21 protein-coding genes and 1 tRNA gene are annotated in these 24,325 nt (G+C 36.3%); 5 read left to right on the top strand and 17 right to left on the bottom strand.

Translation table 11 applies throughout. The features are described 5' to 3' along the window. Nucleotides 1-141 precede the first annotated feature (141 nt). The 3 genes from F0365_RS08030 to F0365_RS08020 all read left to right on the top strand — a co-directional run bounded on the left by F0365_RS08030 (nucleotide 142) and on the right by F0365_RS08020 (nucleotide 1,561). Nucleotides 142-357, top strand: a complete 216-nt coding sequence (locus F0365_RS08030; RefSeq protein ID WP_169933219.1) for a hypothetical protein — start codon at nucleotides 142-144, stop codon at nucleotides 355-357. 61 nt (nucleotides 358-418) lie between these two features. Beyond that, complete coding sequence (locus tag F0365_RS08025; protein ID WP_169933218.1) at nucleotides 419-649, top strand: hypothetical protein; 231 nt, start codon at nucleotides 419-421, stop codon at nucleotides 647-649. A 411-nt stretch (nucleotides 650-1,060) separates the two neighbouring features. After that, complete coding sequence (locus F0365_RS08020; RefSeq protein WP_169933217.1) at nucleotides 1,061-1,561, top strand: hypothetical protein; 501 nt, start codon at nucleotides 1,061-1,063, stop codon at nucleotides 1,559-1,561. On the opposite strand, the gene F0365_RS08015 is transcribed toward F0365_RS08020, so the two are convergent. The 4 genes from F0365_RS08015 to F0365_RS08000 form a co-directional block, all read right to left on the bottom strand. After that, nucleotides 1,558-1,860, bottom strand: a complete 303-nt coding sequence (locus F0365_RS08015) for a DUF6804 family protein (protein WP_169933216.1) — start codon at nucleotides 1,858-1,860, stop codon at nucleotides 1,558-1,560. The genes F0365_RS08020 and F0365_RS08015 overlap by 4 nt on opposite strands. An 11-nt stretch (nucleotides 1,861-1,871) precedes the next feature. After that, nucleotides 1,872-3,143 (bottom strand): McrC family protein, encoded by a 1,272-nt coding sequence (locus tag F0365_RS08010; protein WP_169933215.1) that lies wholly within the window; start codon nucleotides 3,141-3,143, stop codon nucleotides 1,872-1,874. After that, nucleotides 3,136-6,234, bottom strand: a complete 3,099-nt coding sequence (locus F0365_RS16445; RefSeq protein ID WP_206071314.1) for an AAA family ATPase — start codon at nucleotides 6,232-6,234, stop codon at nucleotides 3,136-3,138. Before F0365_RS16445 ends, F0365_RS08010 begins: the two co-directional genes overlap by 8 nt. Nucleotides 6,235-6,324: 90 nt before the next feature. Beyond that, nucleotides 6,325-6,831, bottom strand: a complete 507-nt coding sequence (locus F0365_RS08000; protein ID WP_169933214.1) for a hypothetical protein — start codon at nucleotides 6,829-6,831, stop codon at nucleotides 6,325-6,327. Between the two features lie 204 nt (nucleotides 6,832-7,035). Between F0365_RS08000 and F0365_RS07995 the strand changes: the two genes are divergently transcribed. Together F0365_RS07995 and F0365_RS07990 are read left to right on the top strand one after the other, a co-directional pair. Continuing rightward, on the top strand, nucleotides 7,036-7,530 hold the full coding sequence (locus F0365_RS07995) for a hypothetical protein (protein WP_169933213.1): 495 nt from the start codon (nucleotides 7,036-7,038) through the stop codon (nucleotides 7,528-7,530). Next, nucleotides 7,530-7,943, top strand: a complete 414-nt coding sequence (locus F0365_RS07990; RefSeq protein ID WP_169933212.1) for a hypothetical protein — start codon at nucleotides 7,530-7,532, stop codon at nucleotides 7,941-7,943. Before F0365_RS07995 ends, F0365_RS07990 begins: the two co-directional genes overlap by 1 nt. A 39-nt stretch (nucleotides 7,944-7,982) precedes the next feature. Here F0365_RS07990 and F0365_RS07985 read toward each other — a convergent pair whose 3' ends face one another. The 13 genes from F0365_RS07985 to F0365_RS07930 all read right to left on the bottom strand — a co-directional run bounded on the left by F0365_RS07985 (nucleotide 7,983) and on the right by F0365_RS07930 (nucleotide 24,322). Next, a complete protein-coding gene (locus F0365_RS07985) occupies nucleotides 7,983-9,014 on the bottom strand; it encodes a PD-(D/E)XK nuclease family protein (RefSeq protein ID WP_169933211.1) in 1,032 nt (343 codons plus the stop codon). Between the two features lie 266 nt (nucleotides 9,015-9,280). Then, a complete protein-coding gene (locus F0365_RS07980; protein ID WP_169933210.1) occupies nucleotides 9,281-10,759 on the bottom strand; it encodes an ATP-binding protein in 1,479 nt (492 codons plus the stop codon). Between the two features lie 89 nt (nucleotides 10,760-10,848). Then, a complete protein-coding gene (locus tag F0365_RS16655; protein WP_262889034.1) occupies nucleotides 10,849-10,977 on the bottom strand; it encodes a hypothetical protein in 129 nt (42 codons plus the stop codon). Continuing rightward, complete coding sequence (locus F0365_RS07975; RefSeq protein WP_169933209.1) at nucleotides 10,974-12,356, bottom strand: restriction endonuclease subunit S; 1,383 nt, start codon at nucleotides 12,354-12,356, stop codon at nucleotides 10,974-10,976. Before F0365_RS07975 ends, F0365_RS16655 begins: the two co-directional genes overlap by 4 nt. After that, nucleotides 12,356-13,852, bottom strand: coding sequence for a type I restriction-modification system subunit M (locus tag F0365_RS07970; protein WP_169933208.1), 1,497 nt, complete (start codon nucleotides 13,850-13,852; stop codon nucleotides 12,356-12,358). The genes F0365_RS07975 and F0365_RS07970 overlap by 1 nt, the downstream gene beginning before the upstream one ends. A gap of 183 nt (nucleotides 13,853-14,035) precedes the next feature. After that, nucleotides 14,036-14,725 (bottom strand): hypothetical protein, encoded by a 690-nt coding sequence (locus F0365_RS07965; RefSeq protein ID WP_169933207.1) that lies wholly within the window; start codon nucleotides 14,723-14,725, stop codon nucleotides 14,036-14,038. Then, a complete protein-coding gene (locus F0365_RS07960; protein WP_169933206.1) occupies nucleotides 14,703-15,236 on the bottom strand; it encodes a hypothetical protein in 534 nt (177 codons plus the stop codon). The genes F0365_RS07965 and F0365_RS07960 overlap by 23 nt, the downstream gene beginning before the upstream one ends. 90 nt (nucleotides 15,237-15,326) lie before the next feature. Further along, nucleotides 15,327-18,539 carry a type I restriction-modification system endonuclease gene (hsdR, locus tag F0365_RS07955; protein WP_169933205.1) on the bottom strand — a complete coding sequence of 1,071 codons (3,213 nt, stop codon included), beginning with the start codon at nucleotides 18,537-18,539 and terminating at the stop codon, nucleotides 15,327-15,329. Between the two features lie 419 nt (nucleotides 18,540-18,958). Next, nucleotides 18,959-19,324, bottom strand: coding sequence for a hypothetical protein (locus F0365_RS07950; protein WP_169933204.1), 366 nt, complete (start codon nucleotides 19,322-19,324; stop codon nucleotides 18,959-18,961). A 53-nt stretch (nucleotides 19,325-19,377) separates the two neighbouring features. Continuing rightward, nucleotides 19,378-19,450 (bottom strand) — tRNA-Met (locus F0365_RS07945). Nucleotides 19,451-19,573: 123 nt separating this feature from the next. After that, the gene (locus F0365_RS07940; protein ID WP_169933203.1) at nucleotides 19,574-19,753 is read right to left on the bottom strand and encodes a CPXCG motif-containing cysteine-rich protein; all 180 of its coding nucleotides are present in this window, start codon (nucleotides 19,751-19,753) and stop codon (nucleotides 19,574-19,576) included. Next, a complete protein-coding gene (locus F0365_RS07935) occupies nucleotides 19,750-21,117 on the bottom strand; it encodes a TolC family protein (protein WP_169933202.1) in 1,368 nt (455 codons plus the stop codon). The genes F0365_RS07940 and F0365_RS07935 overlap by 4 nt, the downstream gene beginning before the upstream one ends. Continuing rightward, complete coding sequence (locus F0365_RS07930; protein ID WP_169933201.1) at nucleotides 21,104-24,322, bottom strand: efflux RND transporter permease subunit; 3,219 nt, start codon at nucleotides 24,320-24,322, stop codon at nucleotides 21,104-21,106. The genes F0365_RS07935 and F0365_RS07930 overlap by 14 nt, the downstream gene beginning before the upstream one ends. Nucleotides 24,323-24,325 lie beyond the last annotated feature (3 nt).

Here is a 24,325-nt window from a genome sequence, read left to right as displayed (position 1 = left end):
AAGAAACATGCATAAACACAAAACGAGATTAAATGAACATTAAAACAATTACTGACGTACTGGACCTTCTCTAAGGTAAATCAAATCAATTAAGGAGAACATTAGATTAAAGAACTCAACATCACAAATCAAATTCCAACAATGAAGAAAATAGAAATAGAACTAACGGATGAACAATATTCTAGTATCAAGAGCGAAATAGAACGATGTTCTAAATTAAACCTAGAAGAAGCCACTATGACTGGCTTTAGTTTTAAAGTCTGCGATGCATTTCCAGGCATATCGTGGATGGAATTTGAGATGCATAAGAAGATTGACTTAGGTGATGTAAGTTGGAGATTTGTTGATCCTGAATAAATACAATACCAAATAGATGAACATATTGCCTCTATCAAATGGCTTTACAAAAATGGACTAAATGGATAAAAAGCTCAATTCAAGAGAGAAACTAAATCAAAAGATAAAATCGTTAATTGATGGTCTTTCTCAAAACTTAAAAGTGAGTAGCGACATCAAATCAGATGTTGTGAAAGGGCAAAGATTTGAACTGGGAGCTGAAATGCGTGATATAGAAAAGAATCTGGAGTCTCTCATTGAACAACTGGAAAAGATGGCCGATGGAAATTTAAACAATAAGGAGTCAAGGTAAAGCGAACTGCCTCATTTCAAACTAGATAAAAAACCCAAAGAAAAGTGGGAAACGGAAGTGGATAAGAAAGGTGAAGTTCATGCCGTTACAAATATTTTAAGAGGCAAGAATGCCGATTTCGAATCTGTACAAGTTAGTATAGCGTATCAATATGGGGTTGGAGCTGGCTTTTGAAGCGTGAAATACTACTATATTTAATTTATTAAAACCTATCCAATGAAAACAAAACAAGAGTTAGAGGAAATCTAAAACGAGATTAATCGGGAGGTATAAAAATTATCTGATCCAGTTACTAGAGCTACGGCTAAAGTAGATGGAATCGTTGATATCGATCAATATTTGAGTGCGGAGCTTCGTATTATGTGGGTATTGAAGGAAGTCAATTCCTCCGGAGATTCTGAAGAGTGGAATATGATTGACACTTTAAGAAGCTGTAGTGGTAAATCGATTGACCATCAATGGCGTAAAACTTTTGACAATATTCTCTATACTACAAACGGTATTTTAACACAGACCTTATGGGAAGATCAACAAGATCAAGACAAGCATCCTGAAGTCACTAATCAGCTTTCTAAGATCTCATACTGTAATGTAAAAAAGGTACTTGGAGCATCACAAACTAACATGAGTACCTTAGAAAGGTATTACAATGCCAGCGAAAAGCATGTCCTGCGACAAATCAATGAGTTGGAACCTCAAGTCATCATATTTGGTGGAACGTATGATATATTAGAGCCAGGTTTGAATATCATGCATTATAAATCTGTAATGGAAAATGACCTGCCGTGGTATTACTCGCAAGATCAAATAATATTAAATGCTCGTCATCCTCAAAGTACTAGCGGTACTCGCCAAAAATATTGCGACAATATTATTAAGGCCGTCATAAATTGGAAAAACATGAATGGTTAGTCCGTTTTCTCTGATTTTAACTTATAAAAAATACTCGCAACCAACCCAACCGCCACAACTACATCCACAACATTCCACAGGCTTCTGCCTAAAGCTATTTTGAAGAATGGTTGGAACAAGAGTGCCAAAACAATATAAGCGACCATCAAACCTTGATTTTCTTGCTTATGTTCAACATAGGCTAGGTAACCAAAGGCTACCATCGCAACAAAACGGACAGTTTCAAAGTAACTGTACGGCATATCTAGAAGACACAAAAAAAATAAAATCGCTAAAACAATTTTGATGACTTTTTCCATAGTTTCTAAATCTATTGGGTGAGCAAAGTATTTCTATGATTTTCGTGATCCAACAATCCGAATATATCCGTTGCCATCTGTAAGTTTAGACTTGACTCTTTGATCACGTGTACAAATCCTAGCTTGCAAGAATGATGTCCCTTATCTAAGTACGGTAATTCAAATTTCCCTGAGTTGTACGTTTGGAATCCATCATTAGGGTACAACAGCATACTTTGTTGAGCATTCCAGTGGTGGTTGTAAACGTACATTTGTTTTAGATCAGCATCGCTAGGTCTATTGCTATCGATAACTTTCCACTTAGTATCAATAACATATTTCACACCTTCTTTTTCAAGTACAATATCAGGTCGAATGGTTTTCCTTCTCCAGAATAATTGAGATTCTTGCCCCTTTATTTGCCAGCTTCCATCGTTACCCTTTCTCAATATCTGCAATACATATTCTTCCCACAATCTATTCATATCAAACATGATAGCCAGTAGATCTTTGCGTCCAGCTTTGATATCTGGCCGGTAATTAAGTAAAATAAGTTTTGCTATGGACAGTACTTTTTGATACGGTTTATGCTTTCGCGAAAGCACAATACGTTCAAATAGTGTTGCATTTACTTTGACTCTGCTCACCTCCGGAAATAAGGAACGAACCCGACCCATTTTATCTGCAAGATTTGAGTCTGTTGAAATAATGGATATCACGAAAAGAGCTTCGTTTAAAATTTGATGAATAAGGTGGTCTTTAGAATAAATCGTGTGGAGTGTGAAGAACCGTTCTTTATGCACCAGATTCTTACTTAATTGCTGGCTAAAGACTAATGCTCCCTTAAGTGCTCTCTGCTGTCCTTGCTGTTTGCTATATTTTTTAATGAGTCCTCGTCTGATCAGCGCTTCAACCTCGTTTAAGAACAATTCGAAATACAATTCTAAGACGGAATTTGCTCGTAACTTTAAACTTGCAGATCCGCTTTCCTTTGCAGTCAATAAGTGACAGGTCTTGAGCATCGTGAGCAACACATGCTGCCATTCTTGTCTATTCTCATTCTTGCCAGCTTTGGGCAAGACTTCAATCGTTGTTTTTCCGATTTGAATGGCACCAACATAGTTTTTGAAGCGGACGCCGTTATGGATCAAATCAAAAAATGGTGTATTGGGTTCACGTTCATGAAAGCTTAGGAACGATTCATAAATAACTTTGGAGAATTTAGCATTGTAAAATCGCTTGCCTTTAACGTGTGTTATGGACTCATACTCAAAAACTGATATGGAATTTGGCTTTTTACTCATCTACCGTATCTCCCATCAATTGCATTATTGCCTTACTCATTTCAAAATCCTTCTTAATCTCATATCTTACAACGCCGTCGTAATCTGAAGCATAATCGCCATCACTGGTAGCAAATGTCACCTTGCTGTATTGATCTTTATCCATAAAGCCTTCCCCAATAACCATGGCAATCTTCACATAATCATTGAAGAAATATTCTTGCAATAACGGAATGATTTTATTTTTAAAAACCGATTTTAAATTTTTTTCTAAATCAGCGGAATGCTTCAACTTTAAAAAGTAGGAATGTCCTATCTGATGGTCACGATCAATAAGAATGGTGATACGGTTATTGATTATTTTCAAAATTGCTGAAAGCTGATAACCTTCAAAGTCCATTTGATTCAGCTCTTTATCGATCACATCATAATCTGGCAACATTTCTATGAATTCAAATCTCCTGCGCAATGCGCTATCCAGTGCCTCAATAGAACGATCAGCAGTATTCATAGTTCCTATGATGTGTAGATTGCTGGGTACTGAAAATTTAGTTTTAGAATACGGTAAAATGACGCTTAACTCATTCTCTGCTCCAGCTCTTTTATCGGTTTCAATAAGTGTAATGAGTTCGCCAAAGATGGAAGCTACGTTACCACGATTGATTTCGTCTATTATAAGTATATATGGCTGATCAACATCAGTTTCAATGTTAATGGCTGTAGCACTTTTTACAAAGAAGTCCTTTTTTATTAAGGATTGATCCAGTTTATAAAGACTTCGTTGTGTTAAACTGTTTCTATATATTTCTTTTGAAGGGACTTCTTGATCTTTAAATATCCATTCTACTTTTCTAAAATGAGCATATTCTATTTCAGAATTTGGATCATAAAAGTAACCTCCTGTAATCTTTCCTAAAGCTCTAACAATACGATTTCCCTTACTTATAACTATATAATCGTCTTCTTGTAATCCATGTACAAATGTATTCAGCATTTGAGCAGCTGCAATAGATCTATCATTATCACTACTTATTTCTCTTATTTGAGACTGAGATTTTCCTGTTAAGTCAACTTCTCTTATAAAACCAAGAGTAATGAGATTATTATTAATACAATATTCATAAATTATGTCATCTTCTGGATTTGCTGCTTCTCCTAGACTTAGCTTATAGAATAAAGATTGTTCAAAGGTGTTTTCATCCCATGATAACTCTCCATCAGTTTGTAACTCGTCTATACTGCTACTACCTTTTGCTAGTAAGCACATTTTTTTTAAAATACCATCTTCTACTTTGTATTTTAAATCATCAGATTCCATAACGGGCTTTATGCCTTCCACAAAATCCTCATAAGTAAAAGATTGATGGAAAGTGGTAAAGGCAATCTGACCAGTAGTTTTTTCCCAATTAGAAATCAATAATTCTTGATATCGATTCCCTATTTTTTCTCGATCATCTTTATTGATATTATAAAAATCAGGATCTACTAAGGCAACTGCTTTTGCAATAGTTAGATAGGTCTTTCCTGTTCCTGGCGGACCGTATAAAATAGTATTGGGATTGATCATACTGGATTGATTTGAATCAAATAATTTTTGATAAACTTCATTTCTGAATGGAGTATTAAAAACCATTTCTCTAAAAAAAGGATTATCAAACTTTAACCTACTACATTTAATAGTAGCATCTAATTCTTCTTTTACGGCTATAAAATGGTCTTCTAGAACTGTGAAATTTTGTAAATTTTCTAAATAATAATTAAAATAAGTACTTTCTGGATTATCCTTAAAAGCTTCAGAGTTCTCATTGAGTTTATTCTTTGAAATGACGCCGTATATCTTAGAAGTCTTTTCAAAAGATAAATTGAATACATATCGCTGCCCTATATGAAAGTTTAAATTGCCTTGAGCGATATTAAAAACAATTCGTTCATCATTTATGTTTAGCTTAAATTCATCTTTAAGTAATTCTAGATGTTTAAAATAATCTTTAATTTGTTGCTTTGATAACTGACGTAATGCGCTCATTAACTCATCCATGTCTTCTTGAGTATCTGATGGGGTTGCTCCTGAATAATACCACGTTTTCAAATGATCTAATTGTAAAGCTTGATTTGGGTTCAATCGAATCGCTTCTTCAACTATCACATCAAAGGTCACAGATTCTTGTAAATAAGTGAAACCTATCTGACCGATACGTTCTTTATCTTCAAGAAAACCTTTTTCTTTAATACCATCTATTTTGTTTTCTAAAACAAAACTTAACGCACGATCTCCACTTAAGTTTTTAAAGGCTTCTTCAGTAAAATTACCTATTTGCGCATCTCCATAAAAACCGACTATCTTACCTTGTGAATAAAAGATAAGTAGTAGATTATCTTTAATAGTAGGTTCATTTGTAAATTGAGCATAACCATACAGGTAATCTTCATCATTCCAAGGCGCATCAACTTGAAAATTCCAGCTTTCGCCAGGAACATTTCCTTCTTTCACATAACCGTGATTACTTATATCTACACTAGGTTCCTTCCAGTCTTTACTATTCCAAGTCAGGTTTACCAGAATAAGTTGTGGTAATTCTTGCTGATTAGATTTTAAATAAGGTTTTATTTTTTTAGTTAGTTTTTTAAACTCTGTTTTTGAGACTAGAAAATCCTTAGTTTCACTACTCTCTGACCAGTTCAATAGGATTGGGTAAAAACGATTTAAATATTCAAACAATTGATTAGTATCATCATCCTTAACCTGTGCAACAGCAACCTGCTGTCTGGTATCATTGGACTCTAGATTTAAACGACTTACTAATTGATCCAGTGCATTTTTATCTGTTGCGTTTAAATCATCATTATAATTAATATCCAGTTTAACATCAAAACTGTTTTCTCCAGTCTTTACAAAGAATAAAGAAATAGCACGACTAGACAGGTTTGCTCCTTTGCGATTTACTAGACCAGCGGTAGCATAATCATCATTACCTACTAGAATATATCCATCTTCTTTTTTGTACTTTTTAGAATCTCTTTTTCTGGTTAGAAAAGTAAATGATGGATTTACAGCGTGATATGCGATGAGATATTCATACACAGTAAAATGGAAATTTTTAATTTTATTCATTTATTCTTCATTAGTTTAATCAGGTGCATTTCTATTTTTACATTCAGCATAAAGCTCTGTATTACTAAACAAATCCTTACTCATATATCTCTAAAGCAACTTATATCGTTCTATTTCACTACCAGTAAACAATGTGCCGTATTTACTAATCAAACCAAAATCATCCAGCATACTTTCTCTAAAGTAAGGTTCTTTTGCCTTATAAATTGAACTAGCTCTATAACCATTCATAAAATCAACTTTTTTAATATGTCCTAAACGATCTACTTTATGTTGATCGTTTAATTTTATTAATATTAACTCATCATAATCAGCGTCTATTTTTGTGGTACCACCACTTTTATTTTCAGAACTTATAAGCTTTACAGATACAGTTGCTTTATCCTCGCAGGTAATATCAAAGCCTTTATTGGTTTGGTTTTCTTCTACTTTTGGATTCCTTCCTATTTGTTCTAAATAGGAATGGGCAATAGCTTCTCCTATTCTACCCATAATGTTATCATTACCTTGTAATACAGCATCATCATCTGCTGCTTTTCTAAAAGCACTTCGTGCATTTAAATAATCAAGACATAGTTTTTTTCTTTTATTATTCATCCTTAAATAATTTGGATATTTATACAATTATAAGACATAATGATTTATCCTACTTTTTTAAATCAAACTATTGAATTTAAAGATTTCAATTCCTCAAAAAACAATTTAATTATAGATCAACCTCTACTTATAAGTGAATTTTAAGCTAATAAAGGTATTATATTTGCAATTGTATAGTGAATCATACTATATTGCACATTCTATATGACAAGCGTACAGCAACATACCTCACCTAATCTACCTTTACAGGATAATTTTGATCTTATATTAAAATTGTTAGGAAACCATATTGATGATTTTAAAAAATCTATTGATTTAACTGGTTTAATGAGCCAATTAGGTAGTGATACTGAACTAGGTCGTCAAATCAAACAAATGGTTGAAGATCCTTTAAATGGAATCAACGATAATCGGAAGAAAATTGATGCGGTAAACCACGATATTATTAATTTATTTGTCACAAATTATTTGAGAAACTTAGATGATATTGTTGAACAAGCACATTTAAAGGTATTACCTAATTCAAAACTCTATTACAGTATCATTTTAAAAGAGGATACTTTTGAAAACCGTTTAAGAATTAGTCAGTTTACTACAGACTATAATAATTTTGAAATTTCAGACACCTATCCCGTAACTCTTCAAATCACTCCTTTATCTGTAGTATCTAGTGTTGAACATGAGCGACAGGTGATATAATGAAATCTAGTGCTGCACACTTAACTCAAGCGACGCAAAATCGTCAGTTTCATGATGAGCTATGCACTTCTTATCCTGACCATTATTATGATTGGAAAGTAACCGTTTGCTTTTATGAAGCATTACACTACCTCGACTCCTATTGCTGTGAAAAAGGAGAGACATCTTTAAACACACATCGCAAACGAGAAATCCAGCTTAATCCCAGAAACCAATCTGAAGGATTAAAATTATCTAATGGTGCATGGAATTTATACAGCTTCTTACTAGAAGAAAGTAAAAAAGCAAGATATGATGGATTTATAGATTACGATCATTTTATGGAAATGAAAAGAAACGATCATAGCAACTGTATTATTGCCTTACAAAAATTAAAGGAATATTTTAAAAGTAAAGGTGTCATTTTAGACTAAAGCTCACTACTCTATATAGTAATAGACTAAATTATCTGCTTACTTAGTATTTTCTAGTATCAATTTAGAATTCCATTTAATATCTGGATTATCTATAATAAAATTCTTTAATTTTTGAAGCGATTCTTGAAACCATTTTTTTATCTCACTTTCTTCAACCTCAATAAAATTGTAAATCTTACTATTAAAATTAATCATATAACCGTGCTCATTTTTTTCTACCACGTCAAAAATATTAGCCTTTACCGCACGGTCCAAAATGGTTTCACCTAACAGATGATCACTAGCTAACCAGAGTTGTACCTGATATTTTACTTCATGAAAATGAAGTCCGATTAAAATTTCTGCATACTGATCATTTGTCTCAAATACATCTAAGGTTTTAATAGAAATACGCTCACCATACACGATCTTTTGATAACTTTTCACGTTTTGTTTATGAAGCTTTACCTTAGGAAATATCTTCATCATTAAATGATAGCCTGTGCTAAAATGAAGTCTTGCCGTTTCATAAGCAACCTGAAAATTCTTTAATGCAATTACTGCGTCTGTGGTAAACTTAGTTTCTTGTGCCATATGTTGTTGTTTTAAAAATTGATGATAATCTACAACGAGTACATTTTCTGGAAAATGAAGTAATAGAAATACCGCTACTTCATACCAGCGGTATTGTTTAAAATTATTGAGTTGACCTGTCTTAACATCGCTATGTTTTGTAATGTATCGCATTTCCTTTTGTAACCCTTTAGGAAAGGATTGAAGCACTTTTTGATAACGGTTAATTTGCTCATAACCTTCTGTAGAATCTACTTTATTCTCTACAAAGCAAATACAAGAATCGTTTTTAACGACCATATCTACAAAGCAATTAGGATCATCACTTAAGGGATAATACTCTTGTGTAGTAAATTTATATGCTCCTACTGGTAATTCTAAAAATTGCACAGCAAACAAGTTACCTATCTCTGGTACATAATTAAAAATTCCTACCAGACACTCTGTATTAAAATCTTCTAGTGGCGTTCTATTCCCTTTAGATCTATAGTAGAGCTTGTATAAGCTACTTATCATTTACTCCGTTAGTTTTCGTTCGTTTTATTCTTAGTTCTTTTGCGCTTTGTAGTATCGCGCTATTTGCGCGCCAATCTGACGCGTAAAACTTGTTATTTATCTACTTATTCCTTAATCGCGCCATTTGCGCGCCAACTTGGCGCGTAAAACTTGCTATTTATCTACTCATTCCTTAATCGCGCCATATACATAATTGATTGGCGCGTAAATTTCGCTTTTGTATTACTCTAATTTTATCGCGCCATATACGCGCCAAACTGGCGCGATTAATTGTTCAACCTATATTTAGTTCCTCTTCCCGCGCCAATAGTTTCTATAATTCCACTTTCTACCCAATCTTTCAATATGCGCTGGGCAGTCCTTACAGTGAGTAAAGTGTATGATACAAACTCTGATTTCGTTACCAGCTCTTGTTTCCTGAATAATTCAAGATATCCTAACTCTTCTTTATCTAAGCTTTCAATTGCTGGACTAGCCATAACAGATTTTACTCCTTCAGATGTTCTAGGGAAGGTTAATGTTAAAAATGGATTCTTCATTGTATATTTAGGAATAGGCAAATCAAACTCTTTGTTCAAAGATTTAAAGGTTTTCATTCCAAACCCTTTTTCCTCTATATAATCCATTAAACTAAACGCATAAGTAATAATAGGATTTCTACTTAATGAAGGAGCTTCAAAAGTGTTTAATTGTTCTAAACTAATCGCAGGCAGTGGCTCTCCAGGACTAGTAACAATGATTTTATCGTTATCAATTTTAATCTCACACTTAGCTCCTTCTATTTCATAATCTCTATGGACTATTGCATTTACTATAGCTTCACGTAAAACATTAATAGGGAAATCTGGGACATCTTTTCTTTTAAATTCTGAAGTATCTTTTGATAAAGGCAAAACCTTTTTGAGCCATTCTTCTATTTGATCTGGAATTAAAACCAGTGCATCACTAAAATCTTTAGGTTCAATATTATTGTTGCCATAAGTTACATGCGCTTTTAAAACAGCATTTTTAAATCTGGTTCTAGGGTTTGCTCCAAATAGTAAAATACCAAAACCAGTAGGTATGAATTGCTTTTTATCTTCTGACCATTCCATAGCACCAAAATCTGCTAAATATTGTAAGAACGACATATCTTTAAAGTCATAATTTAATTCAGACTCTTTAATAAACTTTTTAAGTGCGCTCTCAGAAAATTTACTGCTATTATAATCAGCAATCGGATTTTCTATAGGGGAACGTAAATCATCTTCTTCACTTTCTTTCTTACGTGTTAATGCTTGGTTTAAAAAATCTTTATTTTCTAATTCAATGACACGTTGTAAATCTCTATCAAACATTTTAACCTCAACGCCATGATTTTCTAAGTGCTTTATTCCTTTCCCATCTACAGTAGGGTCTTTATCTTCTATACCTACAAAAACTTTTTTAATACGTGCATTAGTAGTTCTTCTACAGCAAGGAACCTTAGGATTATTACGTTTAACACATGGTTCTAAAGTTGTAAACAGAATACATTCTTCTAAATTTTCATTGGGGAATTTCCGTTCCAACAAAGTAAACTCTGCATGGTCACCATCTCGTAATTCTCCACGAAAAGCAGTTTCAATTCTACCACCAGGAAACAAAAGCAATGCACCTACTTTGGGTGGCACCTTACCATCTGATCTAGGTTCATTAATACTTTTATTCATGACATCTATAGTCATTTCCATTAATTCCCTAGTTGTGTATTTCTTTTTTGCCATTTCCCTTATTTTACTTTTATTCCTATGCCATTAATTATTTTACAAAACTACCATAACACAACTCCAGTACTAATTTACTTTATACCAACTTAATTTTCTTCTCCTTTTTTATACCCCACCTCATCCTCTGCAACCTCACCCAGCTTATTATTAATTATATAAGACTTTTTAAGGCCAATCACTTCTCGACTACCGCTCGAAGCTGGTTTAAATATCAATTTGCTTTTATTTTTGATTTTGATTTTATTTCCCCTTTCAAATTCGAGTTCAACTTCAGCTTCTTTATCTCCTCCAACAACTCCACCGCACTCCCATCACTAGCCAACTGCTCCACAAGCTCTCCTTTAAAGGCTTTATGCAATATAGACTGCGGTAATGTGTCAATTTGTTCTTTCAACTGCTCATAACGCTGCTCAATAGCCGTAGCTTTCTCAAACAGGCTTTCCACACGGCGGACGATTTCCTGTTGTTCAAGTAAATCTGGGATATTTATTGTTAGAGATCTTATATCTCCCAACGTCAAACCCGATTTTGTTGCTCCTCTCTTTTTAGACTCGAACTGACCGAACCCTTCTTTAGACATTAAATAATAAGAAATGAATTTTGCATCATTAGAATTATTCGGTCTTGCCAGGCAAACATGTTGGTTAACATACGCTTCGAAAGTAAAATCACCCTGAATTAAGGAAACCATTCCCACATCGCCTGTTATTGATATTAGAATATCATTTACCTTTAAGAGAGTTCTTTTACCCTCATTATTTTCAGGTAATTCTAAAAATTGAAGTTTATTCAATGACAAATCAAGATGAAAAGTCCCAAAATTCATGTTTGTTATTCTAACAAATAATTGAGTGCCAGATGGGCTATAATATTTTGCCCAACCTCTTGATCCACTTGTAATAAAAGAGAACACTTTATTAGAACTTTTCATTTCCCATTCCCCCAACTCCTTCCCAACGCGCCATTCCTCCGTCAACTTCCCAGTCACCGCCTGCGTCAACACCTGCTGCCTGAAATCTTTTAACAATGGCGGAATCCGTTCCATCGCTTGCTGGATCGCGGCATATTGCGTCATCAACGCATCTACCTTGGCCACAATCCGATGCTGCTCGGCTCTTGGTGGTAGTGGGATTCTAAATGCCTTTAATTTCTTCTGATTAATCGACGATTGATTAACTGATCTTTGTGCAACTTCTATGAATTTACCTGAGTACCGTAAATCTCTTAAAACTAGATATATGAATTCTGAATTGACAACATTTGAAGACCGCAACAGCAAAAGATTTATTCCGTGTAATAAAGTTTCTTCATTTTGAAAGAAAGCCGTCTTACCTAAATGTTTATCACTGTTTATGTGGCTAAATAATATATCGCCATCAAGCAGTTCATATTTTTCAATTTCACTCTCATTTGCGTCGACATACTTGACTCTATTGAAGTCGATAGTTTCATTAGCAATTGTTTCAATTCTTGAAATTGGTAACGACCCCTCAAAAAACTCTTCATACTGTTTCAATGATGATCCATTTGACATTCTTTCAATAACTGTGTCTAAATCAGTCTCCACCCAACCCTTCGGTAATATATTTTCCATCAAGCCAATTCCTTTATCATCGCGTTCAATTGTTCTTGAATCGCGCTGAGTTCGCTAAGTGCTTCTTTAGCAATGTCCACAGGTTCGCCCAGATCTTCGGCTTTGCTCACGCTGTCATCTGCAATCAGTCCTAAGTCCAGACTGTCGTTCTTTTTAGCAATGTTTTCTCGGGTGATGTAATTCCACCTCACCCTAGCCCTCTCCAAAGGAGAGGGAACTTTGTTCTCGCTGACGCTCGAACTGACACTGCGATTTGAAATAGAACCGTCGTAGTTTTTCTCTAGATCATCCAGGGTTTTTCCACCCGTATAAGCGGTTACAAACTCTGCGAAAGCGGCTCTGGTAAACGGTGTGCGTTTTCCATAGTTGGGCACATTGGTACGCATGTCGTAAAACCAAATGCCATCTGTATTATTCTTCTCGGTGGTACCTCTGGTAAAAAACAGCACGTTGGTCTTTACGCCTGCGGCGTAAAAGATACCGGTAGGCAATCGCAATATGGTATGCAGGTGACACTTATCCATCAAGTCACGACGTATCTTCTGACCATCGCCATCTTCAAAAAGAACATTATCTGGCAGTACTACCGCAGCACGGGACTTGCCGTTTTTCTTTAAACTTCTATAGATGTGTTGTAAAAAGTTGAGTTGCTTGTTGCTGGTAGGAAAAGTAAAGTCGTCCCGGGTAGGTTTCTCACCGCCTTTTTTAGTGCCAAAAGGAGGATTTGCCAGCACGCCGTCATAGCCGTTCAGGTCTTTACCCATCTCTGTCAAGGTATCGCCCAGGATGATCTCGCTTTCCATACCGTGCAATCGGGCATTCATTAAAGCCAGACGGTGCGCATCGCCTACCAGTTCCACACCACTAAAGGCCTTTTCCTTCTGGAACTTGCGGTCTTTCTCGCTTAGTGCATAATAGTTCTCATGCTTGCTGCGCAAGTACTCGTCTGCCGCGATCATAAAGCCAAAAGTCCCAGCTGCAGGATCGTTCCAGCGTTCGCCCAGTTGAGGCGCTAGTAATTCTGTCATTATATTGATCAGCGGTCGTGGGGTAAAATACTGACCGGCACCACTCTTTTTCTCACCCGCATTTTTCTCCAGCAGGCTTTCATAGATATCGCCCATCACATCGCGGTCGTTCTCTTCATACCAGTCCAGTTTTTCGATCGCCTGTACCAGCGTATTAAAGTTGACCGGTTTTCTCAAACTGGTACTTGCATTGTTATGGATCTCTTTTATGCTGGCACTGGTGGATTCGCTGGAAATAGTGACCAGAAATCGCTTATAACGTTCAAAAGCTTCATTGTTATCATGCTCTTCCACAAAACTGCGCCAGCGGTATTCCTCAGGAATATGATTTTCAAAATCTTTAACCTCACTCAGTTTTAAAAACAAGATATAAGTTAACTCATTAAGATACTGGTGATAAGTCACACCATCATCTCTTAGGACATTACATAGGTTCCATAATTTATTAGCAATTTCGTCTGCGCTCATATTTTTACTTTATCATGCTGCACTTGATTCAGCATTTTGATTTTTTTTTATCTCTTGTTGTGTTCTCGCTTTTTTTGTCTCGCTTTCGTACCGCTCTAAAGCGGGATAAACTTCTTTTGTATTACGCTTTCGCGAAAGCGAAACAAAACAGAAAGCTTAATTATAATAATCTTCATACATTCATTACACCTCTAGAATTTCTTGAAGAGTTTCAGTTATAAAAGCACCACGCTCCAGTGCTGTAGTTTGATTGATGTGACACTCAATAATCTCATTGCTGTTTTCATGATCTAGGATAAAAGAACTCATCTCTTTCAAAGTCTCTTGTAATGCTGCGGTTGCAGTCATGGTATCTGGTACTATTTCCCTATTATTATCGAATACATAAATAATATCTTCAAAATCATGACTGTATCTAGGGTCAGATCCTCTACTTTTAAAAGCTTCCCACTTAGTAGCTAAGAATAAAGAAACTGGCAGTACAGCAATTTCAACACCAGCCACCGTGGTTTTAAAAGCTTTTTCAAACCCTGGTTTTAGCCATGGATTAGTAGGGCCAAAAGCGGTTTCTTCAAATGGAATAAAATCTATCGCAATCCCATGATAGCGGTACCGATACATGTGAACACCTTGAGGATCGGGATAAATACTTTTACTAGCCAGCTGCTCGCGCAATGCTTCCATTTGTGCAAAGGTAGAAACCTGTACACATACATCTACATCTTCTGTCACACGAGGTAAGTCTGCTCCAGGCTCAGTAGCATATATACTTATCACTGCGCCACCTATGTAAACGACTTCTTTGTTGAGATCACCTAGCGCTCTTGCAACGCTAGCCACTACCTCTAGGTTAAGCTGCGAGTCCTGTGCCATGAGTCAGTTGTTTTTTTAATAATTCTATCGCTAGTTGTTGCTCTCTTACTTTTCCTACTCGTATGGCATCTATTAAAGCTAGTGCTTCATATAATTTTTGATCCTGCAAAGCTGCTTGTGGTACGGTTTTATAAAGCGGTTCTATGGACTGTCCTCTCATAGTACCACGAGCATAAGGCCAGACGTAAATCTCTTCTCCTACTATTTTTTCATTTAGTGGTGCAGCGGCATGAGCAGTGGCAATACCTCTAACTATCGCTCCAGGACGTTGCGGAAAAATATACTTCACCCCATGTGCTATTAATTCTAAGAAATTAAGCATATTCACCTTCTTGCCACTAGCATTTAAGAGTCCTGAATATTTAGACCTAGAAATACACTCCGATATCTCAGACTGGCTTATGTGCAAATCTTGAGCAAGTGATTGCTGCAACCAAGGCTGATCACCTAACAGCGCTATCTTTAGCAAAATCAATATATCTTGTGGTTTTAAAATTGTTTTATTTTTCATTTATTGCATATTGCGATATGCAATATAGTGTAATTTTACTACATTATTATTGACGCTTCACAAAATATTGCATATCGCGATATTAGATAATTAAGCGGTATATAAATAGCCATTAATACTATTTATGACTTGCTCTACTTCTTCTTGAAATTGCTTGTTGATTCTTTTAAATCCGCCGTCACTTTTAAAGGGTTCTTTATCAAGATCTTCTTTGGTTAAGACTGTTTCGGCGAGCATTTGTACTTCAAAACGGGTAAGCCATTTGATTTGTATGGCATTAAATTTTTTCATTTGTTTCACTTTCGCAAAAGCAGCCTTGATTCTATCCTCGTGGGATATCAGCGCCTCGCCTAATGCTGCTGTTCTTATATAACTCACAATGTCTGCCGCGATATCTTGATTTTTGGCGCTTTTCCATGCCAGTTGAAGGTGCCTCTCATTGAATCCATCTTGATCTAGCAGGAACTTAAGGCTTTTAAGAGAGTCGCGATCTAGTGCCGCAGGACTTGTGATAATTGTTTTTATAGCCAGTACTTTATTACGATTTGCCGCTATATAATGATTAAAACTTTCTATGTAATCACCAGGCTTCTGGTCATCACCAAATTTTTGGTCCATTTTAATGAACTCATCTTCTTGGTCTGCCACTAGCTGCATTCCTGGTCTGGTAAATTTTTGATCAAGGAATTTCCAAAGATTGCCGTATTCTTCTATAATAGAGGTGACTTCACTGCCTTTGGCATTTTTGAAAATACTTAGAAGTTCATCAGCCGTTTTTCCCTTGGCATTATACTGCAATTCCTCTTCTCGTTCTACCTTTTCAATCTGTCGCTTTTTCACTTGGAATTTTGCAATGATTTTTTGCATCTGTCGTTGGGCACGATCGTCGTTATCGATATGATCCATTTCTTCTGCCAGCTGCTGGAAAGAAATACGAGGATCAGAAACTGGTTTGATTTGAATAAAAGGCTCAATAGCTTCATACAATCGTACCGCATCATAGATTCTAAAGACTTCTTTATTGATCTCATCACATTTTCTAGTCGCGCGACCTACCATTTGCTCATATAAAATACGAGAGCGCACACGTCTTAGAAAAACAAGGTTGGTGATTTTAGGAACATCTATTCCTGTAGTAAGTAAATCCACGGTTACCGCGATGGTTGGGAATTTTTCGTTTTTGAATTGCCGGGTTAATTCTTCAGGTGCGTAGGCTTTTCCAGTGATCTTTTCAATGGTGCCTTGCTCTACGGGTAGACCTATAGCTTTATATTCTTCTATAAAAATAGCCTTTATAAGGTCTGCATGTTCATCTCTGGCTGCAAAAATCAAGGTTTTCTCTTCTCCGGTAGGATCTATTAGATGAACCAGTTGTTTAATTACAGCTCGGTTAAAAGGCTCTGTAATGACCAATTTGTTAAACTGGTCTATATCAAATTTAAGCTCATCTTCCAGAGCAGCTAGTTCTTCAATCTTTCCAGTTTCTGGATTATAGGCTTTAGGTCGCTCCCCCTTTTTCCAGACGATACCTTCTGTATTCAGTTTGGTCTCAATATTATAAGGCGGCTCGTAATCAATTAAATGACCATCGAGAACCGCTTGCCTGTATGAATAGCTAAAAACAGGTTCTCCAAAAATTTGCGTCGTATGCAATGCTGGTGTAGCCGTAAGACCTATGATATAAGCGTTGAAATATTCAATCACTTTTTTATACTGACTTATATAATCGTCTTGATCTTTAAAACTGAGATCATCTTCATCTATTTCTTTATCGAGATTGTAACCGCGGTGCGCCTCATCTATAATGATGCAATCATAAGCATCAATGGGAATAGGATTTTCATTATAAAACAAGCGTTTTACCATACTTTGAACCGTAGCAAAATGCAACCTGGTTTCATGATCAGGAACGGTATCTTTCAATTCTTCTAACTGATACACGTCTGCAAAAGTATTGAGGTTCTCAATTTTGTTATCCTGATAGTTTCCTATGGCTTGTGTAGCAAGCATGCGCCTGTCGGTAAGGAACAAAATGCGCTTAAAACGGTCTGACTTGATCAATCGATAAGACAACCCAATAACGGTTCTCGTTTTTCCTGTTCCAGTGGCCATCACTAATAAAGAACGTTGATCTGCAGGTTGAGCAATGATTTTTTCCTCCACTTTCTTTATGGCTTCAATTTGATAATCTCGAAGTGATAAACCAGTAGCGTCTGCTAGATAATCATAATCGCTTTTTTCCAATCGCTCATTAGACTCATCAATATCTCGTTCGTATACATCTATTAAACCTTGTGGCGAATACCAACCTTTTAAGGCGGCTGCATGGTTGTCTTTTTTTCTAATATCCAGATACCAAATACCACTTTTGGTTTTGAGCTGTTCTAAATATTCTCTTCCGTTGGTACTGAATAGAAAGGGCACTTTATAAGTATTCCATTTACCTAAGAGCAGAATATCTTGAGCATCAGTTGTACATTCTGCATAGATTTTAGATTGCCTTAAATCTGTAGAAATATCGCTTCGATATCTTTTTGCTTCCACAATCCCGTAAAGTGTCGTGCCAATAAACAAAGCATAGTCGGCCCATTTTCCATCACAATACCACTCTGCAATAGCGATGTTGCGGCCTTTTTCTGGTACTGTTTTATGAGTTTTATAATTGAGTAATTCGGTATCCACTTCCCAGCCTGCTTTTTTAAGTGCTGGATCGATCAGCGAGATTCTTGTGTCGTTCTCATCAAGATCTATATTACTAGCACTTTTAAGGGACTGTTTTTTACGTGTTTCTTGAACGGCCTTAGATGTATTAAGTGCTTCAATTTTAGACTTGTAATCTTCTAATTGTTGCTCGAGAGAATCCAACTGACCCTGCAATTCATGTGCTCGATTGTCCACAATTTGCGGCAATTGATATTCTGCCAGCTCTAAAAAATCATTTTCATAGGTTTCATAGAACCATTTGGAGAGTTTAAATGCTTTTTTAAGAACGAACTTGGCTTGTTCAAAAGAACCTGTTCCATCGTGACTCGCTTGATTGCCAGATTTTCGAATGGTATGAAAGATGCTTTCAATTACTTCTGGCAGCATGTTAGCATGCGATAACCTTTTCAATCGCATTATTCGCGTTCCGTCAAAGTCACCCATTTGCTCAAAATCCCAAATAAGAACGCTCATTTTTTCTGCGAGCAATCTCGTTTTAGAAAGTGATGAACTAGGATCCACATGGATCAACTGTTCAGACAACTCTGCAATAACAAACAATTGCTGATAACTGGGTTGTAAAAATTTAAATGCGCTCATTTATTAACGGTTAGCTAATCTTCTGTACTACCTATATCGTAAAATTAAAACACCCCAAACCATTCTTTCACCTATCTAAGTAGGAGAAAGCAATGATTCAGGGGGAATGTGAAGATAAGGAAGGAACTTCAATTTAAGTTAAGGTGTTTTATGAAATTTATATAAGTATTGGTTTTAAGTATTCTGTCTAAAATAAATGCCCTACAAATGGTTTGTAAGGGATCTCTTTTCTACATAGCTAAAAATACGATAGGATAACCATTAATTCTTTGCGGGAATCCGCAATTGGTGTGTTTTATATAGAATATGATATTCTAAAAACCAGAATGCCATATTCTCTAAACCCTTACAATCCGAAACAATCTGCTGCAAAAACCTGAATACTAGTGCTTTTTATATGGAATATGATATTCTAAATATCAAAATACCATATTCTCATAAAAAGGCTGGTTCTCTTCATATGGATTAAAGCCAAGTTGTAAACCTGAATGGATTTTAATTCTAATTCGGTTAAGATACTTGAAACGATCTTCTTTGGAAGTAAATTCGTTTGCTCCCCAATGTATATTTGCCTGTCTTACAAGTAAATTAGTTTCAGGATGTCGGTAAGAAAAGTACACGTACCATCTTTTTGACAATGCTTTTTCTTTTTCTTTTGCGGTTAGTTTACCCCAATTAGTTACATCGACTCCACCAGTATAGATTTTAGGTTTAGAAAACTGTTTCATGGGCAAATCGTGTGCGTTAGCGTGTACGTTACGCAAAATAGTGTAAAAAGAAGACATAAAAAAACGGTTTGTGCGAACACAAACCGTTGGTTTAAAGATACTTACTTTAGTAGCGAGGACTGGACTCGAACCAGCGACCTTCGGGTTATGAGCCCGACGAGCTACCTACTGCTCTACCTCGCGATATAAAAACTGTCTGTCACTTGTTGTAAAAACTTCAGATCATTAGGCTGACGACTTCTTGTTTTATTGGAGTGCAAAAATACATACAATTTCATCCTTATACAAGATAATTCGATAAATAATTTACTGCCCTAATTCTATAGCCTCAAAACCAGCTAATTCCCCTCCTTCAAAAATTACTTTTAGTTCTATAGGATTGCAACATACCTCGCAATCTTCTACATAGGTTTGTGAATATGCGGGGTCTAATAACATAGAGATTTCTTGCCAGCAATGAGGACACATAAAGAAATGCTCTATCATAAGGGAATGTTCAATATTTGTCCAGCCAATTGCAGCAATTGGTATTCCGCTAGTTTGGCGTCGTATTTTGCTAGGTTCTTAATGGTTTCTGCATTGAGCAGATTCACTTGTGCCTGCCGGAATTCGATGCTGGAGACTTGGCCTAATTTAAACTGTTCTTCAGAACGTTCAAAATTGCTTTTATTGGTCAGTACATTTTGTTCTTGCATTCTGTAAATCGCAAGTGCATTGGTATAATTACCCTTTGCATTTGCTACATCACGAGCCACTTCTTGTTCCAATTGATTTTTAAAAAGAGCTTCGGTTTCATAGGAGATCTTTGCATTGCGCAAACTGTTGATAGAACGACCACCGTCAAAAATATCCCAAGTTAAGTTAGCTCCTACCGCAACATTAGAACCTGTTCTCGTAGTGGCAGGAAAAAATGCTGTAGGCGGATTGATCGATTGATTCCATCCATAAGAACCTGTTAAACCTATTCTAGGCAATAAAAGCGCTCGAGATGTTTTAATGTCGTAATCACTGATTTGCAAATTGGATGCTGACTGTAACAAACGCACATTATTATCAGGTACTTTTTCTAGATAACTATCCATAACTAACAGGTTTTGTAATACAACAGTGGTATCTACTACAAAGTTAGCCTGCAGTTCCCTATTGAGCAATAGGTTTAAATCGCGTTTGGTATTGCGCAGTGACTGCTTTGAGTTTAAAATATTAATACTGTCGGTATTGATATCTACACGAGCATTGAGAACCTCTAACTTATTTACCTGCCCATAATCAAATTGATACTGAGCGCGCTGCTCTCGTTTCTTAGAAATTTCTAAACTCTCTTCGAGCACCTTTACATTTTCAGTAAGTCGTGCAATTTCTAGGTACACACTCATCAATTGAACCGTCGTGTTCTCTATAGTAGAACGCGCTTCGAGCTGACTCAACTGGTATTGCTCTTGAAGACGTTTGTAGTTATACAAGCGCCCTAAACCATCAAACAAGGTATAATTAAGCGATAGCCCAGCACTGTATTGAGTGGTTTGCGCGTTGTTAATTTCGATATCCTCTCTAAGGTTTCCGTTTTGATCTAAGGCACCGTTAAAATCGGTATTGGAATCATTTTCATCTCGAGAGGCGCCTGCATTTCCTTGCAGAGATGGCAAGTAGTCAGAGTTCAAAATACCGGAATTATTCTCGGCTATTTTAGTCGTGTTTTCTGCTATTTTGATACCGTAATTATTCTCAAGCATCAACTGTACGGCCTGCTCTCTACTCAATAAGGTATCTATAGATGGTTGCGAGTACGCTTTCGCGAAAGCGAAACACATCAAAATCCCTAAACCATATACCAGCTTATTCATTTTCATAATCTTCTAATGCTTTTTGCTCTTTTGCGACACTTGTCAACGCTGTTTTATCTATGGATTCTCCGGTTTTTAACCAATGTATCCAAACTTTAATATTATTGCCAAAACTGAGGAATAGCGGTAGTAATAGCAGTGTCAACAAAGTCGCCATTCCTATTCCGTAAGAGATAGAAATTGCCATAGGCTTTAAGAATTGCGCCTGTCTACTCTTTTCTAATAGTAAAGGTGCCAGACCGGCAACCGTAGTTAAAGAGGTTAAGAAAATAGCTCTAAACCTGCTTTTCCCCGCTTCAAATAATGCCTCGTCAAATTTTAATCCGTCTTTAATTAAGGAATTGAATTTCCCTATAAGCACCAGCCCATCGTTCACCATAATTCCTATAAGGGCAATGATCCCTAACATGGATAAAATATTAACTGGAAAATCGTGTATCCAGTGTCCCCAAGCTACTGCCGTAAAACTAAACGGAATCAGTAATATCAACATAATCGGTTGCGTACCACTGCGGAAGGTAAAGGCGATCACAAAATAAATAAGGAGCAATACAATTGGAAAAATAAATTGCGCACTGCTGGATATTTTTTCTGCCTCCCGTGCTTGTCCACTCAAATAATTAGGCGAGACGGTAGGGTATTTATTCTGCAGTTCTGGAATGATATTTTGTCGTATGTCGTCTAGAATATCCGTCGCACTTTGATTGGGATCCATCATGTCTGCGCTGATCAATATCTCTCTGCGACCTTCTAAGTGATTGATCACGACATCACCGCGTTCTATAGAGTAACTGGCCACATCACGCAAGGGAACTTTACTGCCAGATGGAGTAGTAATTCTAAACTCGTCCAGATCTTTAATACTGTTGCGATTGTCTCTTTCGTATCGCACCCAAACTCTTATCTCGTCTTGACCTCTTTGAAAACGCTGCGCCTCACGACCAAAAAATGCCGCTCTTACTTGAGCCATTACGGTTCTCGAATTGAGGCCTAAAGCAAATGCGTTATCATTGAGTTTTAATTTGATTTCTTTGATACCAGCAGGGTCGTTATCCTCAATATCTTTTAATAAAGGGTTTTGTTCTAAGATTTCTTTAAAATCTTCTGTAGCTGCTTTTAGTTCGTTGATATCGTTACTTAAAAGGGAAACGGCCACTGGACTACCACCAAAATTACCGCCAGAACCAAAAGTGAGACTTTCTGCTCCAGGAATAATTCCTACCAATTCCCGAAGTCGATTAGCAACAATAGGTGATTTTAATTCTTCTGGTCGGGTTTCTCCAGGAAGTAAATTAATAGAAAGACTGGCAGAAGAAGAGGAGGTTTGAGACTTAATAATGTTTTCAAATAACTGCACCGTATCACCGTATTTCTGGTCGGTCAAGTATTCTTTTGTCAGTTCCCTATTGACCATTTTAGCCTTTTCTTCAATAGAAGAAATAATGGAGTCGGTAATGCGCTCTGCAGTTCCATTAGGCATAGAAAGATTTACAGATACTTGATCACTAGAAATACTTGGAAATAAAGTAACTCCTACAACACCTCCTTTAACAGATCCAATAGTTAAAATTAACGCACCTGCAAAGAATGAAAAAGCAAGCAACTTATATTTTAAGGTAAATCTCAAAGCTGGCGCGTACAATTTATCTCGCATCCAGCTCATAGCTTTATCGCCATAATCGTTTAAGACACGCATCTTTTGAAAGAGTCTTGCGAGACCTTTCTTAGGCCGATCAGATCGTGGCTGTAAGGCTTTAGAATGTGCCAGGTGAGCTGGTAATATGATTAATGCTTCTACTAGGGAAACCAATAAAGTTAAGATCACAATAACAGAAACCTCACTAAAAAATTCCCCTATCCTACCATCTAAAAATAAAAAGGTAGAAAATGCCAGTATCGTAGTAATAATCGCACTTAAGATAGGAGGTATCACTTCCATAGTCCCATCAATTGCAGCCTGAATAGGATCTTTACCATCTTCGTAATGCTGGTAAATATTCTCTGCAATCACAATACCGTCATCTACTAAGATTCCTATAACGATGATCATTCCAAAAAGGGAAAGTACATTGATCGTCACATCAAACTGACCTGCAAAAATGAACATTCCTAAGAAAGCAATAGGCAAACCAAATGCCACCCAAAATGCCAGTCTTGTATTCAAGAAAATGGATAAAAAAAACAACACCAACAACATTCCTATAATAGCATTCTCCGTAAGCAGCGCCGTACGCTGATTTAAGGTTATGGATAGGTCGTTAACAACTTTGAGCTGTACGTTGTTGGAACGTTGGTTATAAACTTCGATATATTCCTTAACCTTATCGGCACTATCGATAAGATCCTCAGCATTTGTGCTGGTTACTGTGATATTAACGGCTCGTTCTTCATTAAAATAAGTAGCGTTAGGCGTTTCAGAAAATCGATCTCTTACTTCAGCTACATCTTTAAGATAAATGATCGTACCATCAGCCTGAGTTCTTACCGGAATATAATCGAGCTCATCTCCGTAATAATTTCGGTTATTAGCGCGTATCAGGTATTCTTCTCTCTCTGTCTTAATATTCCCGCCAGTGGTCAAAATATTAGAAGCAGCAACGGCGTCTGCTACTTCTTGAAAGGTAATATTATAACCTAAAAGGGTGTTTTCATTTAATGCAATCTCGATTTCCTCGGCAGGGTAACCTGTTATCGAGATTTGTGAAATTCCATCTATTGCTCTCAAGTCGTTTTCTACATCTCGAGCCAGTTGTTTGAGCGTTTTAAGCGGTACGTTTTTACCACTCAATGCAAAGGTAATCGTAGGTCTGGACTCTTCTCTTTTTGCTACCACCAGTGGTTCCATACCTATAGGAAACGAAGACACACGATCTACTGCGTTCTTTACTTCCAACAACATGAAATCGATATTATATCCTTTGATGATCTCTACGGTAATGGTTCCAGAATTTTCTCTAGATGCCGAAGTCACTCGATCGATCCCCTCTATACCCTTGAGGTTATCTTCAATTTTAAGTACAACTCCTTCTTCAATCTCTTGAGGAGCGGCTCCTGGATAGATGACGTTAATAGTGATCGTTTTAGAATCTACTAATGGGAAAAAAGAGGATTTTAAGGAAAGAGCTCCTAAAACACCAAAAATAATAAATGCAGCAATAACGACGTTAACTGCCACATGGTGTTTGATAAAATAACCTATAATTTTTCTCATGGC

This window comes from Nonlabens sp. Ci31 (assembly GCF_012974865.1).
Lineage (GTDB): Bacteria > Bacteroidota > Bacteroidia > Flavobacteriales > Flavobacteriaceae > Nonlabens.
This window is presented reverse-complemented; position numbering and strand designations above follow the sequence as displayed.

Bases quoted from the DNA above. Each gene is read 5' to 3' on its own strand.
- F0365_RS08030 (WP_169933219.1), top strand. From the start codon at position 142: ATGAAGAAAATAGAAATAGAACTAACGGATGAACAATATTCTAGTATC.
- F0365_RS08025 (WP_169933218.1), top strand. From the start codon at position 419: ATGGATAAAAAGCTCAATTCAAGAGAGAAACTAAATCAAAAGATAAAA.
- F0365_RS08020 (WP_169933217.1), top strand. From the start codon at position 1,061: ATGATTGACACTTTAAGAAGCTGTAGTGGTAAATCGATTGACCATCAA.
- F0365_RS08015 (WP_169933216.1), bottom strand. From the start codon at position 1,860: ATGGAAAAAGTCATCAAAATTGTTTTAGCGATTTTATTTTTTTTGTGT.
- F0365_RS08010 (WP_169933215.1), bottom strand. From the start codon at position 3,143: ATGAGTAAAAAGCCAAATTCCATATCAGTTTTTGAGTATGAGTCCATA.
- F0365_RS16445 (WP_206071314.1), bottom strand. From the start codon at position 6,234: ATGAATAAAATTAAAAATTTCCATTTTACTGTGTATGAATATCTCATC.
- F0365_RS08000 (WP_169933214.1), bottom strand. From the start codon at position 6,831: ATGAATAATAAAAGAAAAAAACTATGTCTTGATTATTTAAATGCACGA.
- F0365_RS07995 (WP_169933213.1), top strand. From the start codon at position 7,036: ATGACAAGCGTACAGCAACATACCTCACCTAATCTACCTTTACAGGAT.
- F0365_RS07990 (WP_169933212.1), top strand. From the start codon at position 7,530: ATGAAATCTAGTGCTGCACACTTAACTCAAGCGACGCAAAATCGTCAG.
- F0365_RS07985 (WP_169933211.1), bottom strand. From the start codon at position 9,014: ATGATAAGTAGCTTATACAAGCTCTACTATAGATCTAAAGGGAATAGA.
- F0365_RS07980 (WP_169933210.1), bottom strand. From the start codon at position 10,759: ATGGCAAAAAAGAAATACACAACTAGGGAATTAATGGAAATGACTATA.
- F0365_RS07975 (WP_169933209.1), bottom strand. From the start codon at position 12,356: ATGGAAAATATATTACCGAAGGGTTGGGTGGAGACTGATTTAGACACA.
- F0365_RS07970 (WP_169933208.1), bottom strand. From the start codon at position 13,852: ATGAGCGCAGACGAAATTGCTAATAAATTATGGAACCTATGTAATGTC.
- F0365_RS07965 (WP_169933207.1), bottom strand. From the start codon at position 14,725: ATGGCACAGGACTCGCAGCTTAACCTAGAGGTAGTGGCTAGCGTTGCA.
- F0365_RS07960 (WP_169933206.1), bottom strand. From the start codon at position 15,236: ATGAAAAATAAAACAATTTTAAAACCACAAGATATATTGATTTTGCTA.
- hsdR (WP_169933205.1), bottom strand. From the start codon at position 18,539: ATGAGCGCATTTAAATTTTTACAACCCAGTTATCAGCAATTGTTTGTT.
- F0365_RS07950 (WP_169933204.1), bottom strand. From the start codon at position 19,324: ATGTCTTCTTTTTACACTATTTTGCGTAACGTACACGCTAACGCACAC.
- F0365_RS07940 (WP_169933203.1), bottom strand. From the start codon at position 19,753: ATGATAGAGCATTTCTTTATGTGTCCTCATTGCTGGCAAGAAATCTCT.
- F0365_RS07935 (WP_169933202.1), bottom strand. From the start codon at position 21,117: ATGAAAATGAATAAGCTGGTATATGGTTTAGGGATTTTGATGTGTTTC.
- F0365_RS07930 (WP_169933201.1), bottom strand. From the start codon at position 24,322: ATGAGAAAAATTATAGGTTATTTTATCAAACACCATGTGGCAGTTAAC.